This is a genomic window from Rhodococcus sp. LMD (genome assembly GCF_056108245.1).
This window is the reverse complement of sequence record NZ_CM148557.1, coordinates 3,828,838-3,841,815: the sequence shown is the minus strand read 5'-3', so window position 1 is coordinate 3,841,815 and position 12,978 is coordinate 3,828,838. Positions and strand designations below refer to the sequence as shown.

Here is a 12,978-nt window from a genome sequence, read left to right as displayed (position 1 = left end):
ATAGAGATGCCCCCGAAGAAGAAGAAGATTGCCGGGCTCATCAAGCTCCAGATCCAGGCAGGTCAGGCCAACCCGGCTCCGCCGGTCGGCCCCGCGCTGGGTCAGCACGGCGTCAACATCATGGAGTTCTGCAAGGCGTACAACGCGGCGACCGAGTCGCAGCGCGGCAACGTCGTGCCGGTCGAGATCACGGTCTACGAGGACCGCTCGTTCGACTTCAAGCTCAAGACCCCGCCGGCAGCCAAGCTGCTGCTGAAGGCCGCGGGTGTGCAGAAGGGCTCCGGCGAGCCGCACAAGACCAAGGTCGCGAAGGTCACCATGGACCAGGTGCGCGAGATCGCCAAGACCAAGCAGGAAGACCTGAACGCCAACGACGTCGAGGCCGCCGCGAAGATCATCGCCGGCACCGCGCGTTCGATGGGCATCACGGTCGAGGGCTGAGCGCAGCGCCGCTCGGGACCCGCAGGGCCCAGTGCCCGGCAGCAGTAATCCGTGGGAGGGCCGGCCAGGCTCGACAACCACGACCGAACCGTTCACCTTCCGGTGACAAGTTAGGACAGAACAATGGCAAAGCGCAGCAAGGCGTACCTCGCCGCCGCTGAGAAGATCGACGCCTCGACGCTCTACAGCCCCCTCGCGGCCGCTCGGCTCGCGAAGGACACCTCGTCGAAGAACTACGACGCCACCGTCGAGGTCGCCATGCGCCTCGGTGTGGACCCCCGCAAGGCGGACCAGATGGTCCGCGGCACGGTCAACCTGCCGCACGGCACCGGTAAGACCGCCCGCGTCATCGTGTTCGCGGTGGGCGAGAAGGCCGCCGAGGCCGAGGCCGCCGGTGCGGACGCCGTCGGCGCCGAGGACCTGATCGAGCGGATCCAGGGCGGCTGGCTGGACTTCGACGCCGCGATCGCGACCCCGGACCAGATGGCCAAGGTCGGCCGCATCGCGCGTGTCCTCGGTCCGCGCGGTCTGATGCCGAACCCGAAGACGGGCACGGTCACCCCGGACGTCACGAAGGCCGTCGCCGACATCAAGGGCGGCAAGATCAACTTCCGCGTCGACAAGAACTCGAACCTGCACTTCGTGATCGGCAAGGCGTCGTTCGACGACGCGAAGCTGGTGGAGAACTACGCTGCCGCGCTGGACGAGGTCCTGCGTGCGAAGCCGTCCACCGCGAAGGGGCGTTACGTCAAGAAGGTCACCATCGCGACCACCACCGGCCCGGGCATCCCGGTGGATCCGTCGCGCACCCGGAACCTCCTCGAGGACGCCGAGTAAGGAGACCGGTACCCGGTCTTCGCAGGCAACGCACGAACGGCCGGCACGGAACTGCTCCGTGCCGGCCGTTTTGCGTCGGCGCGTCCCGTCGGGTACGCTGGCTCGCGGAGTTCGGCGCGTGCCGATCTTCACCCCGATCATGTTCTACCCAAGACCGTTGGTCACCGGGTCCGCGTGTGGATTCGGTTGAAGGTCCGGGATTGCCCGGCGGCCCACGCAGGAGGACGAGGTAGGGGAGATACGACATCGTTCGCGATGCCGTCCTTCTCTCTGTACGCCCCGTGTGCCCTGCACCGGGGCGTTTTGCATTTTACGGATTTCGAGTGGAACTTCCCGAGCGGGAAAACGACTGTTACTGAGAGGAGGCGAAGTATGGCAAAGCCTGAGAAGGTTTCCGCGGTTGCGGAGATCACCGAGCAGTTCAAGGACTCGACTGCCGCCGTGATCACGGAGTTCCGTGGTCTGTCGGTGACCAGTCTGACGCAGCTGCGACGCGCTCTCGGAGAGGGTGCCACCTACTCCGTCGCCAAGAACACCCTGGTCAAGCGTGCCGCCGCAGAGGCGGGCGTCGAGGGCCTTGACGACCTGTTCGTCGGACCGACCGCCATTGCGTTCATCAAGGGCGAGCCGGTCGACGCTGCGAAGGCCCTGAAGACCTTCGCGAAGGACAACAAGGCGCTCGTCATCAAGGGCGGCTACATGGACGGCGCTGCGCTGTCCGTGGAACAGGTCAACCAGATCGCGGACCTCGAGTCCCGCGAGGTGCTGTTGGCCAAGCTCGCCGGCGCGATGAAGGGCAACTTGGCAAAGGCCGCCGGCCTGTTCAACGCTCCTGCCTCGCAGGTGGCCCGTCTCGCGGCCGCTCTGCAGGAGAAGAAGGCGGACCAGGAGTCTGCCGCAAGCTGATCCGCACCCTCGCGAATCACTGACCCACCCACCCCGCGCGCCCCGGCGCGTATCCCATCCGGTCGCGGATCAGCGACATGGGATCCACAAGGAAGGACCGCCACCATGGCGAAGCTCACCACCGAAGAGCTGCTCGACGCGTTCAAGGAACTGACCCTCCTCGAGCTCTCGGAGTTCGTGAAGGCCTTCGAGGAGACCTTCGAGGTCACCGCTGCCGCTCCGGTCGCCGTCGCCGCTGCCGGCGCCCCGGCCGCTGCCGCCGAGGCCGAGTCCGAGCAGGACGAGTTCGACGTCATCCTCGAGGGTGCCGGCGACAAGAAGATCCAGGTCATCAAGGTCGTCCGCGAGATCGTTTCGGGCCTCGGCCTGAAGGAGGCCAAGGACCTCGTCGAGGGCGCTCCGAAGCCGATCCTGGAGAAGGTCGCCAAGGACGCTGCCGACGCCGCCAAGGCGAAGCTCGAAGAGGCCGGCGCCAAGGTCACCGTCAAGTAAGAGGTGCGAGGCTGCTCGACTCCGGTCGAGCGATCCGGCAAGGCCGCTGCCCACGGATTCACGTCCGTGGGCAGCGGCCTTTTCGCGCATTCGTGACCGGTTCGGCGGGCACGCGGAATGCATCCGCGATAGGTTGACGTCAATGCCGCACGGGGACGGCAAAGACGCAGGTCATCACCCTGATCGACGGGTGTTATGCCCGAGTTGACCTGTGTTCTTACTCGCTAGTAGGATCCCGTGTCACAGGTAACACTTCGATGCGCTACAGTGACGCAATCCACAGTGGGGAACAGCATCGAGCCGTGCGGAGGTAATGGTGGGAGTCGAAGTAGCTGTCGAGGGCTTGACGAAGTCCTTCGGGTCTCAGCGGATCTGGCAGGATGTGACGTTGACCCTCCCGGCGGGCGAGGTGAGTGCCCTGCTGGGCCCGTCCGGCACGGGCAAGTCGGTGTTCCTCAAGTCGCTGATCGGTCTGCTGCGGCCGGAGCAGGGCTCGATCGTCATCGACGGCACCGACATCCTGCAGTGCTCGAGCAAGGAGCTCTACGAGATCCGCAAGCTGTTCGGGGTGCTGTTCCAGGACGGCGCGCTGTTCGGGTCGATGAACCTCTACGACAACGTGGCGTTCCCGCTGCGCGAGCACACCAAGAAGTCCGAGTCCGACATCCGCAAGATCGTGATGGACAAGCTCGAGCTCGTCGGTCTGCTCGGCGCCGAGGACAAGCTGCCCGGCGAGATCTCCGGCGGCATGCGCAAGCGCGCCGGGCTGGCGCGGGCACTGGTGCTCGACCCGCAGATCATCCTGGTCGACGAGCCGGACTCGGGACTCGACCCCGTGCGGACCACCTACATCTCCCAGACACTGATCGACATCAACGCCGAGATCGACGCGACGATCCTGATCGTCTCGCACAACATCAACCTGGCGCGCACGGTGCCGGACAACATCGGCATGCTGTTCCGGCGCGAACTGGTGATGTTCGGTCCGCGTGAGGTGCTGCTCACCAGCGACGAGCCGGTGGTCAAGCAGTTCCTCAACGGCACCATGATCGGGCCGATCGGGATGTCGGAGGAGAAGGACGAGGCCACGATGGCGCAGGAACAGGCGCTCGTCGAGGCCGGGCATCACGCCGGTGGCGTGGACGACATCGAGGGCATCGTCCCGCAGATGAAAGCCACCCCGGGGATGCCCGAGCGGCAGGCGGTGCGCCGCCGGCAGGACCGGGTGCGGCACATCCTCCACACCCTGCCCGAGCCCGCCCAGCACGCCATCCTCGAATCCTTCGAGGAGAGCAACGGATCGCACGCGGCACCGGCGTATCAGGACCATTCCTACCGCGACGACGACACGCAGGTCATTCCGGCGTACCCCGGTGACGGGTACGACGAGTCCGCCCGCCACCACACCAGCTAGGAGAACACATGGGGGTCGGTTCGGGCACCAGCTCGTTCGTGCGTCCGATACACGGTGCACTCACCCAGGCCGGAAACATCGTCGAGTTGTTCGTCGACGTCGTGCGCAACCTGTTCCGCCGGCCGTTCCAGTTCCGCGAGTTCATCGAGCAGGCGTGGTTCATCGCGAGCGTGACGATCCTGCCCACCGCCCTCGTGGCGATTCCGTTCGGTGCCGTCGTCTCGCTGCAGACCGGGTCGCTGATCAAGCAGCTCGGCGCGGAGTCGTTCACCGGCGCCGCCAGCGTACTGGCGGTGATCCAGCAGGGCAGTCCCATCGTGACCGCGCTGCTGATCGCCGGCGCGGCCGGTTCCGCGGTCACCGCCGACCTCGGGTCACGCACGATCCGCGAGGAGATCGACGCGATGGAGGTGCTCGGTATCAACCCGGTGCAACGCCTCGTGGTCCCGCGCGTGCTCGCGATGGTGCTCGTCGCGCTGCTGCTCAACGGGCTGGTGTCCGTGGTCGGCATCGCCGGCGGCTACTTCTTCAACGTCATCCTGCAGGGCGGAACTCCGGGCGCCTACCTGGCATCCTTCTCGGCCCTGGCCCAGCTACCCGACCTCTACGTGGCCGAGATCAAGGCAGCGATCTTCGGTGTCATCGCCGGCGTCGTCGCGGCCTACAAGGGCCTGCACCCCGGCGCCGGACCGAAGGGTGTCGGTGAGGCCGTCAACCAGACCGTCGTCATCACCTTCCTCCTGTTGTTCTTCGCGAACCTGATCCTGACGATGGTGTACCTGCAGATCGTTCCGGCGAAGGGATCCTGACTCGATGACAATCGCAAAGGGCCGCGGAGATGTCATCTGGCTCCGCGGGCGCAGAATCGTGCGCGCTCCTCTCGACATGCTGGATCGGGCAGGCGACCAGATGTCGTTCTACGCGCGGGCCATCGCCTGGACCCCACGCACCCTCGTCCACTACCGCAAGGAGGTGCTGCGGCTGCTCGCCGAGGTCACCTTCGGCAGCGGCGCGCTCGCCGTCATCGGCGGAACCATCGGCGTGATCGCGATGATGTCGGGATTCACCGGCGTCGTCGTGGGTCTGCAGGGCTATGCCGCCCTCGAGCAACTCGGCTCCTCGGTGCTCACCGGCTTCCTGTCGGCATACGTCAACACGCGCGAACTCGCGCCGATCGTCGCGGCGCTGGCGCTGTCGGCGACGGTGGGCTGTGGTTTCACCGCCCAGCTCGGTGCGATGCGGATCAGCGAGGAGATCGATGCGCTCGAGGTGATGGCGGTGCCGTCGGTGCCGTTTCTCGTCACCGCCCGGATGATCGCCGGTTTCGTCGCCGTCATCCCGCTCTACATCATCGGCCTGCTCGCCGCGTACCTCGCGACACGCGTGATCAGCACGATGTTCAACGGGCAGTCGTCGGGTTCGTACGACCACTACTTCAACCTGTTCCTGCCACCGGAGGACGTGCTGTACTCGTTCGCGAAGGTGCTCGTCTTCGCGTTCTTCCTGATCCTCATCCACTGCTACTACGGCTTCAACGCCAGCGGTGGTCCGGCCGGCGTCGGCGTGGCTGTCGGCCGTGCCGTCCGCACCGCGATCGTTACGATCGCCGTGCTCGACTTCTTCCTCAGCCTCGCCATCTGGGGCACCTCCACGACCGTGAGGGTGGCCGGATGAACCCGACTCCCTCGACCCTCAAGCGGAGGGTCCTCGGCCTCATGTTCTTCGTCGTGCTGGGGTTGTTCCTGTTCGTCACGATCGCTATGTACAACAAGACCTTCAAGAAGGTCGTCGAGGTGGACCTCGTGACCGACGAGATCGGCAACGCGCTGCCGATGAACGCGGACGTCAAGGTGCGGGGGCTGATCGTCGGCGAGGTGCGCGGCACGACGGCCGAGGGCGGGACGGTGACCGCGCATCTCGCGCTCGAACCGGACAAGGCCGCCCTGATCCCCGCGAACGCGACCGCCCAGCTGCTGCCGAAGACGTTGTTCGGCGAACGGTACGTCTCGCTGATCCTGCCGGACCAGCCGGCGCGCCCGGTCCAGGCAGGGGACACCCTGGTGCAGGACACGAGCGCCGAGACCGTCGAACTCGGCGAGGTGCTCGACGGCCTGCTGCCCCTCCTGGAGGCCATCCCGCCGCAGGACCTCGCGAACACCCTGGGCGCCCTGGCCCAGGGCCTGAGCGGACGCGGCGAGACCCTCGGGCAGACCGTGGACCGGCTCGAACAGGTGTTCCGCGAGGTCAACGTGGAACTCCCGGCCGTGCAGGAGGATCTGCGCGGACTCGCGGACTTCTCCCAGACCTACTCCGACGCCGCGCCCGATCTGATCAGTGCCCTCGACAACCTGCGCACCACCGGCAACACGGTGGTCGAGCAGGAGAACCAGCTCGAGACGTTGCTCGTCACGGCGACGGGAGCGTCGTCGGCGACCGCCGGGCTGCTCGAACAGAACGCCGCCTCGATCATCAGCATCGCCGCCGACTCCAAGCAGGCTCTGCAGCTGCTGGCGCGGTACTCGCCGTCGTACCCGTGCATGCTGAAGGGCTTCGCCGACGCGGCGCCCGCCGCCGCCGGCGTGCTCGCGGCCGACGACCCGTTCCCCGGCGTCCGGGCGAGCATCCAGTTCGTCAATCCGAAGGGCCGGTACCTGCCGAACCAGGACGAGCCGCGCCTGCTCGACACTCGTGGCCCCACCTGCTACGACAACGTCACGGCCCCGGGACGGTTCTTCCCGCAGTACCCCGGCGGCTCGATCAACGACGGTTCCTACCAGGTGCCGTCCCGGAATCCGGGGCCGGAGTCCATGTCGTATTTCCCGGCGCCCGAGGGGTCCGGGGTGCCGAACGACGTCGGCGAGCTGATCGGGACGACCCCGGCGACGGCGCAGGTCGCGTACTCCGGGTCCCGGGCCGAGCAGGACGCCCTCGACGTCGTGTACGGGGAGGCGACGGGCATCGCGCCCGAGGACGTGCCGACCTGGACGACGCGCCTGGGTGCGCCCGCACTGCGTGGAACGGAGGTGAGCTTCCGATGAGAGGCCTGGCAGCACCACTGATCAAGCTGATCGTCTTCGCCGTGGTCACGATCTTCGCCACCGGGATGCTCGCGGCGACCATCGCGAGCCTCGGCGGCGGGGGCGGGACGAAGTTCCACGCCATCTTCTCGGATGTGACCTCGCTCAACGAGGGTGACGACATCCGCATTGCCGGCGTCCGCGTCGGCCAGGTCGAGGAGATCGAGATCGTGGACCGCAGCGAGGCGCGCGTGACGTTCTCGGTGTCCGATCGGGACTGGCTGCCCGCCGCGACCACGGCGACGATCCGCTACCGCACGCTCGTCGGCCAGCGGTACATCGCTCTCGACCAGGGTGAGGGCATGCAGGGGATGAAGCTGACCGACGGCGACACCATCCCGCTGGAACGCACCAAACCGGCCGTGAACCTGACCACCCTGTTCAACGGTTTCCGCCCCCTGTTCCAGACCCTCAGCGCCGAGGACGTCAACACGCTGTCCTCGCAGATCGTCCAGGTGTTCCAGGGCGAATCCGGGACCATCGACGACCTGGTGCGCACGACGGCGAGCCTGACCAACACGATCGCCGACAAGGACCGGGTGATCGGCGCGGTCATCGACAACCTGAACTCGGTGCTCACCAACATCAACGAGCGGGACGCGCAGCTCGACTCGCTGCTCGTCAACACCCAGGCGCTGGTGAGCGGACTGGCCGCCGACCGCGACACGGTGGGTGCGGCAGTACAGTCGCTGGCCGGGCTGACGGACGCGACGGCCGATCTGCTCGAGCCGACCCGGCCGGCGATCGCCGGTTCGATCACGGCGGTCGAGCAGCTCGGGGCGAACCTGAACAACAACCGCGACGCGGTCGACGAGATCCTTGCGACCCTTCCGGTCAAGCTCGAGAAGCTGGGCCGGGTCGCGAGCTACGGGTCGTGGTTCCAGTTCTACCTGTGCGGCATCGACGTGATCGCCGGTCCGGGTTCGGTTCCGTACCTGAATCTGCCGACGGGTCTTCCCACGGTGAACCAGCCGATCTACACCAATGCCGCGAAGCGCTGTACGCAGGACGGGATGCAGGAGTTGCAGGGACGATGAGCAGACGTCGCAGTCCGGCCGTGTCCGGCGCCCTCGGGATTCTCGTGGTCCTGCTGGCCACCCTGTCGGCCTTCTTCCTGGATTCGCTGCCGATCATCGGGGCCGGCGCCACCTACCGCGCGGAGTTCACCGAGGCGGCCGGCCTCAAACCCACCAACGAGGTGCGCATCGCCGGCGTCAAGGTCGGCCAGGTCACCGACATCGAGCTCGACGGTGACCGGGTGCTCGTGTCGTTCAAGGTCAAGGACGCCTGGCTCGGCGACGACACCTCCGCCTCGATCCAGATCAAGACCATCCTGGGCCAGAAGTACCTCGCCCTGGAGCCGCGGGGCACGGAGGTGCTCGATCCGGACGATCGGATTCCGTTGTCGCGCACCGTCGCCCCGTACGACGTGATCGAGGCGTTCTCGTCGGCGGCCACCACTCTGGGCGAGATCGACTCCGAGCAGCTGGCCACGAGCTTCGACACCCTCTCGGAGGCGTTCTCCGAGACACCGGACGACATCCGGGCCTCGCTGGACGGCGTGACCAGGCTGTCGCAGACGGTGGCGAGCCGGGACCAGGAACTGAAGCGGCTGCTCGAGGCGACCGGCCGGACGTCGCAGATCCTCGCGGACCGGAACGCGGAGTTCAACCGGCTGATCAGCGACGGAGCGCTGCTGATCGCCGAACTCAACAACCGCCAGCAGGCCATCTCACAGCTGCTGACGGGGACGCAGCGGCTGTCGGCGGAGTTGACCGGCCTGGTCCGTGACAACGAGGCGACGATCGGTCCGGCGCTCGACCAGCTGCGGGGTGTCGTCCAGATCCTGCAGGACCGCAACGACGATCTGGACCGGGCGATGAAGCTGTACGAGCCGTTCGTCCGGCTGTACTCGAACGTCGTCGGCAACGGCCGCTGGTTCGACCAGGTCGTCGTCAACCTCATTCCGCCCGGATTGCCCGAGATCCCCGGATACCGCGATCCGGTTCGCACGTTGGGAGAGAACTGATGTCGCATGCCGAGTCCGGTGGCGGCTCACGGCGCGGCCCGATCGTGCTGATCGCCGCGATCGTCGCGGCCGTGGTGCTGATCGCGGGCGTGCTGTGGTGGGTCTTCAACCGCATGGGCACCACCGAGATCACCGCGTACTTCGACAAGGCCGTCGGCGTGTACGAGGGGTCCGACGTCCGGGTCCTCGGCGTCGAGGTCGGTAAGGTCACCGCGGTCGTCCCGGAAGGGGACCAGGTGCGGGTGGACATGCGTGTCGACCGCGGCGTCGACATCCCCGCCGACGCCAAAGCCGTGCAGATCACCCCGTCGGTCGTCGCGGACCGCTACGTGCAGCTCGCTCCCGCGTACACCGGTGGCGAGACGATGGCCGACGGCGCCGTCATCCCGCGGGAACGGACCGCCACCCCGGTCGAGGTGGACGAGCTGTACGCCAGCGTCGACGAGCTGTCGCGGGCTCTCGGCCCGGAGGGCGCGAACAAGGACGGGGCACTGACCCGATTCGTGGAGACCGGCGCCGAGAACCTCGAGGGCAACGGTGCTGCGCTCGGCCAGACCATCGAGCAGCTCTCCGCCGCGTCGCGCACGCTCAACGAGTCGCGGGGTGACCTGTTCGGCACCATCGAGAACCTGCAGATCTTCGTATCCGCGCTGGCGGCGAACGATCAGCAGGTGCGCGAGTTCAACACCCAGCTGTCGGACCTGTCGGGCTACCTGGCCGGTGAACGGGAGAACCTCGGGCTCGCGCTGAATCAGCTGTCGGAGTCGCTCGGGGTGGTCGCGCAGTTCGTGAACGACAATCAGGCGGCGCTGAAGGACAACGTGGACGCCCTGGTCCCCGTGACGAACAACCTTGCTGCCAACCGGGATTCACTGGTGAATTCGCTGACCCTGCTGCCCCTGGCCGTGAGCAACCTGGTCAACTCCTACGACGCGGAATCCGGGTCGCTCGCCTCCCGTCTGGTGGTGACCGACCTGCAGGACCCGGCCGGCGTGATGTGCAAGCTCATCGATCTCGGTCGGCTCGTGCCGGGCGACCCGAGGTTCGAGCAGCTGGGCCGACAGATGCAGCCGCTGATCGATCAGTGCTCCGGCCTCGCCGAACAGATCACCAACGACATCCGGACCCCGGATCTGATCCTGCCGTTCGGTGTCCTCAGCGGCGAGAACATCCAGCGTCAGGTGGTGCCCGGCACCGTGCCCGGTGTCGAATCCCAGCGCCTGAACCTCGAGGAGGGCGGACAGTGAGACGCTCGGTGATTCTCGGTGCCGGAGCCTGCGCGACGGCCCTCGCGGTGTCCGCGTGCGGTGGCGCCGAGAGCCTGCCCCTGCCCGGTGGCGCGGACGTCGGTTCGGACCCGATCCACGTGACCGTGCAGTTCGACGACGTGCTCGACCTCGTGCCGCAGTCGACCGTCAAGGTGGACGGCGTGCCCGTCGGCCGGGTGGAGACGGTGTCCGTGGGACCCGACGGGTGGACCGCGGACGTCGGGATCGTGGTGGACTCGGCGGTGGAGTTGCCGGCCAACGCGTATGCCGCGGTGGAACAGACCAGCCTGCTGGGTGAGAAGTTCGTCCAGCTCACTCCGCCGCCGAGCGACCCGTCGAGTGAACTGCTCGCCGACGGCGACGTCATTCCGCTGGACCGGACCCGGCACGCCACGGAGCTCGAACCCGTACTCGGTGCGCTCTCGCTGCTGCTCAACGGTGGCGGCGTCGGCCAGTTGCAGCCCGTGGTCGAGGAGCTGTCCACCGCGTTCGAGGGACGCGAAGGCACCACGAAGAGCCTTCTGCAACAGGCGGATCGGCTCATCGACGGTCTCGATCGGCAACGTGACGACATCACCCGCGCCCTCGACGGCCTCGACGTGCTCACCGTCCGGGTCGCGGAGCAGAACGACCGGGTCGCGGCGATCCTCGACGACCTGCCGGTGGCCACGGCGGTGCTCGAGCAGCAGCGTCCGCAGCTGACCGAGCTGCTCGTCCAGCTCGACCGGCTGGGAACCGTGGGCACCGACGTGCTCGACCAGTCCAAGGAGAACCTGATCGCCGACCTGCTGGCCCTGCGCCCCACGCTGCAGCAGCTCGCCGCGTCCGGGGACGACCTGGTGAAGGCGCTGCCGTTCATCCCGACGGTGCCCTTCCCGGACGGGGTCGAGAGGATCGCCCTCGGTGGCTCGGTCAACCTGTTCCTCGCTGTGGACATGCAGATCGGGGACGCGCTGGCCTCGCTCGGCGTCGGACAGGGTGAACCGGTCTACCGGCAGCCCAAGTTCGGTGAGCCCAAGCCCGTCGTGGATCCGTCGAATCCGTACTACAACGGCAACGGGCCGAGACGGGGCTGGCCCACGGTCTCGCTGCTGCCGGAGCTTCCGGAGCCGAGGCTGCCGGCGGGACTCGAACTGCCGCCGGGGGTGACGCTGCCCGGCCTGCCCGCCGCGGCGCCGGACTCCGGTGCAGCGCCGGCCAATCCGCTGGAAGGCCTGCTCAACCAGCTCGGAGTCGGGGGAGGGCGATGATGAAATCGCGATTGCTGCGGGTACAGATCGTCGCGTTCGTGGTGATCGCGCTGCTCGGCGTGGTCTTCGTCGGCGCGCGGTACGTGCGCCTCGACAACCTGCTCGGGTTCGGGCAGTACACCGTCCACGCCCGGTTCGCCGATTCGGGGGGCATCTTCACCAACGCCGAGGTCACCTACCGGGGCGTGCCGGTCGGGCGGGTCGGGGAACTCGGTCTGACCGAGGACGGCATCGACGTCACCCTCCTCCTCGACAACGGCGGGCCGCAGATCCCCGCGTCCACCCGTGCCGTGGTGGCGAACCGCTCGGCGATCGGCGAGCAGTACGTCGACCTGCTGCCGGACACCGACGAGGGTCCCTACCTCGAGGAAGGCTCGGTGATCGGGGAGGACGCCACCGACGTGCCGGTGCCGGTGCAGGACCTCCTGGTGAGCACGAACGCGCTCGTCCGGTCGGTGCCGGTGGACTCGCTGCGCACGGTGGTGACCGAACTGGGGGCCGCGTTCGACGGCCGCGGCGGCCAGCTGCAGACCCTCGTGGACTCTCTGGCCCAGCTCAGCGACGCCGGAGTGCAGTACCTGCCCCAGACGGTGTCGCTGATCCGCGACAGCCAGACCGTGCTCGACACCCAGTCGGTGCAGGCGTCGGCGATCCGGCAGTTCAGTGCGGATCTGGACCTGGTGACCGCGCAGCTGCGCGACAGCGACCCGGACGTCCGTCGCCTCCTCGAGACCGGGACGGCGGCGAGCGAGGAACTCACGCAGCTGGTCGCGGACTCGGGCCCCGGCCTGACGGCGAACCTGACGAACCTGGCGCTGCTCGGCGACAAGCTCGGCCCGCAGGCGGTGGCCTTGCAGCCGCTGCTCGCGTTCCTGCCGGCCGTCGCGGCCAGCGCCGGGACCGTGGCGCCCGGCGACGGTGCGGTCCGGCAGGGCATCCTGTTCGAGACGAACAACCCGCCGTCGTGCACCATCGGGTACGAGGGCACCCAGGCGATCCTCGACGAGATGCAGCGCCGGGATCCCAACTTCGACGACACCCAGCAGGACTTCCCGTTCAACACGGAGGCATCCTGCGAGGTCCCGCAGGGCAGCGTCACCGGCGTGCGGAGCGCGAACCGGATCGTGTTCGCCGACCCGGCCACGATCCAGCCGTGGGACTTCACGCCGAAGAAGGACCCGGACAAGCTCAATTTGAATCCGATCGCGACGCAGCTCGCGCCGCTGCTCGGAGTCACCCCGAAGTAGGTAAGTAGGTTGGTGCA

The 12,978-nt window shown here is 67.6% G+C and carries 13 protein-coding genes; all 13 read left to right on the top strand.

Features of this window, described 5'->3' with window-relative positions; all coding sequences use genetic code 11:
* The first annotated feature begins 6 nt into the window (after window positions 1-6).
* The 13 genes from rplK (at window position 7) to ACWPQI_RS17380 (ending at window position 12,961) form a co-directional block, all read left to right on the top strand.
* On the top strand, window positions 7-441 hold the full coding sequence (gene rplK / locus ACWPQI_RS17440) for a 50S ribosomal protein L11 (RefSeq protein WP_003937618.1): 435 nt from the start codon (window positions 7-9) through the stop codon (window positions 439-441).
* 123 nt (window positions 442-564) lie between these two features.
* Window positions 565-1,278, top strand: coding sequence for a 50S ribosomal protein L1 (gene rplA, locus ACWPQI_RS17435; protein WP_010592020.1), 714 nt, complete (start codon window positions 565-567; stop codon window positions 1,276-1,278).
* A gap of 372 nt (window positions 1,279-1,650) precedes the next feature.
* Window positions 1,651-2,184, top strand: a complete 534-nt coding sequence (gene rplJ, locus ACWPQI_RS17430) for a 50S ribosomal protein L10 (RefSeq protein ID WP_003937620.1) — start codon at window positions 1,651-1,653, stop codon at window positions 2,182-2,184.
* 105 nt (window positions 2,185-2,289) lie between these two features.
* On the top strand, window positions 2,290-2,676 hold the full coding sequence (rplL, locus tag ACWPQI_RS17425) for a 50S ribosomal protein L7/L12 (protein ID WP_003937621.1): 387 nt from the start codon (window positions 2,290-2,292) through the stop codon (window positions 2,674-2,676).
* 313 nt (window positions 2,677-2,989) lie between these two features.
* The gene (locus tag ACWPQI_RS17420; RefSeq protein WP_026137592.1) at window positions 2,990-4,090 is read left to right on the top strand and encodes an ABC transporter ATP-binding protein; all 1,101 of its coding nucleotides are present in this window, start codon (window positions 2,990-2,992) and stop codon (window positions 4,088-4,090) included.
* Between the two features lie 8 nt (window positions 4,091-4,098).
* Window positions 4,099-4,899: an MlaE family ABC transporter permease gene (locus ACWPQI_RS17415; protein ID WP_010592018.1), complete on the top strand. Its 801-nt coding sequence runs from the start codon at window positions 4,099-4,101 to the stop codon at window positions 4,897-4,899.
* A gap of 4 nt (window positions 4,900-4,903) precedes the next feature.
* Entirely contained in the window at window positions 4,904-5,764 is an 861-nt protein-coding gene (locus ACWPQI_RS17410) for an MlaE family ABC transporter permease (RefSeq protein WP_026137591.1), read from the top strand.
* On the top strand, window positions 5,761-7,128 hold the full coding sequence (locus ACWPQI_RS17405; protein WP_010592016.1) for an MCE family protein: 1,368 nt from the start codon (window positions 5,761-5,763) through the stop codon (window positions 7,126-7,128). The genes ACWPQI_RS17410 and ACWPQI_RS17405 overlap by 4 nt, the downstream gene beginning before the upstream one ends.
* Window positions 7,125-8,204 (top strand): MCE family protein, encoded by a 1,080-nt coding sequence (locus ACWPQI_RS17400; protein WP_040271964.1) that lies wholly within the window; start codon window positions 7,125-7,127, stop codon window positions 8,202-8,204. Before ACWPQI_RS17405 ends, ACWPQI_RS17400 begins: the two co-directional genes overlap by 4 nt.
* Window positions 8,201-9,196: an MCE family protein gene (locus ACWPQI_RS17395; protein WP_010592014.1), complete on the top strand. Its 996-nt coding sequence runs from the start codon at window positions 8,201-8,203 to the stop codon at window positions 9,194-9,196. The genes ACWPQI_RS17400 and ACWPQI_RS17395 overlap by 4 nt, the downstream gene beginning before the upstream one ends.
* Window positions 9,196-10,443, top strand: a complete 1,248-nt coding sequence (locus tag ACWPQI_RS17390) for an MCE family protein (RefSeq protein ID WP_017680018.1) — start codon at window positions 9,196-9,198, stop codon at window positions 10,441-10,443. The genes ACWPQI_RS17395 and ACWPQI_RS17390 overlap by 1 nt, the downstream gene beginning before the upstream one ends.
* The gene (locus tag ACWPQI_RS17385; protein ID WP_026137590.1) at window positions 10,440-11,714 is read left to right on the top strand and encodes an MCE family protein; all 1,275 of its coding nucleotides are present in this window, start codon (window positions 10,440-10,442) and stop codon (window positions 11,712-11,714) included. Before ACWPQI_RS17390 ends, ACWPQI_RS17385 begins: the two co-directional genes overlap by 4 nt.
* A complete protein-coding gene (locus ACWPQI_RS17380) occupies window positions 11,714-12,961 on the top strand; it encodes an MCE family protein (RefSeq protein WP_010592011.1) in 1,248 nt (415 codons plus the stop codon). The genes ACWPQI_RS17385 and ACWPQI_RS17380 overlap by 1 nt, the downstream gene beginning before the upstream one ends.
* Window positions 12,962-12,978 lie beyond the last annotated feature (17 nt).

Bases quoted from the DNA above. Each gene is read 5' to 3' on its own strand.
- rplK (WP_003937618.1), top strand. From the start codon at position 7: ATGCCCCCGAAGAAGAAGAAGATTGCCGGGCTCATCAAGCTCCAGATC.
- rplA (WP_010592020.1), top strand. From the start codon at position 565: ATGGCAAAGCGCAGCAAGGCGTACCTCGCCGCCGCTGAGAAGATCGAC.
- rplJ (WP_003937620.1), top strand. From the start codon at position 1,651: ATGGCAAAGCCTGAGAAGGTTTCCGCGGTTGCGGAGATCACCGAGCAG.
- rplL (WP_003937621.1), top strand. From the start codon at position 2,290: ATGGCGAAGCTCACCACCGAAGAGCTGCTCGACGCGTTCAAGGAACTG.
- ACWPQI_RS17420 (WP_026137592.1), top strand. From the start codon at position 2,990: ATGGTGGGAGTCGAAGTAGCTGTCGAGGGCTTGACGAAGTCCTTCGGG.
- ACWPQI_RS17415 (WP_010592018.1), top strand. From the start codon at position 4,099: ATGGGGGTCGGTTCGGGCACCAGCTCGTTCGTGCGTCCGATACACGGT.
- ACWPQI_RS17410 (WP_026137591.1), top strand. From the start codon at position 4,904: ATGACAATCGCAAAGGGCCGCGGAGATGTCATCTGGCTCCGCGGGCGC.
- ACWPQI_RS17405 (WP_010592016.1), top strand. From the start codon at position 5,761: ATGAACCCGACTCCCTCGACCCTCAAGCGGAGGGTCCTCGGCCTCATG.
- ACWPQI_RS17400 (WP_040271964.1), top strand. From the start codon at position 7,125: ATGAGAGGCCTGGCAGCACCACTGATCAAGCTGATCGTCTTCGCCGTG.
- ACWPQI_RS17395 (WP_010592014.1), top strand. From the start codon at position 8,201: ATGAGCAGACGTCGCAGTCCGGCCGTGTCCGGCGCCCTCGGGATTCTC.
- ACWPQI_RS17390 (WP_017680018.1), top strand. From the start codon at position 9,196: ATGTCGCATGCCGAGTCCGGTGGCGGCTCACGGCGCGGCCCGATCGTG.
- ACWPQI_RS17380 (WP_010592011.1), top strand. From the start codon at position 11,714: ATGAAATCGCGATTGCTGCGGGTACAGATCGTCGCGTTCGTGGTGATC.